At 73.1% G+C, this 417-nt stretch carries 1 protein-coding gene; it reads left to right on the forward strand.

Annotation, left to right across the window (positions count from 1 at the left end; translation table 11 throughout):
• Positions 1–417 (forward strand): IS66 family transposase zinc-finger binding domain-containing protein (locus tag MFF58_RS32055; protein WP_238294387.1); only part of this gene is annotated, 417 nt, incomplete at both ends.

The raw sequence follows: 417 nt of genomic DNA on the forward strand, positions 1-417 counted from the left end.
GCCAAGAAGGAGGCCCAGAGGGTCAAGCGGCGCGCGAACCGTGGGGCGCTGCCCGCCCATCTGCCGCGGGTCGAGTGCGTGGTCGACATCGGCAGCACCGCCTGCCCATGCTGCGCGGGCACCCTGCACCGGATCGGCGAGGACGTGTCCGAGCGCCTCGACGTGGTGCCGGTGCAGTTCCGGGTGCTGGTGATCCGCCGCCCGCGCTACGCTTGCCGCGCCTGCGGGGACGCGATCGTGCAGGCCCCGGCACCGGCGCGGCTGATCGAGGGCGGCCTGCCCACCGATGCTCTCGTCGCGCAGGTGCTCGTCTCCAAATACGCCGACCACCTGCCGCTGTATCGACAGGCGCAGATCTTCGCCCGCCAGGGCATCAGCCTCGACCGCTCGACGCTGGCCGACTGGGTCGGGCGCGCC

The sequence above is a fragment of the Methylobacterium longum genome, assembly GCF_022179385.1.
Lineage (GTDB): Bacteria > Pseudomonadota > Alphaproteobacteria > Rhizobiales > Beijerinckiaceae > Methylobacterium > Methylobacterium longum.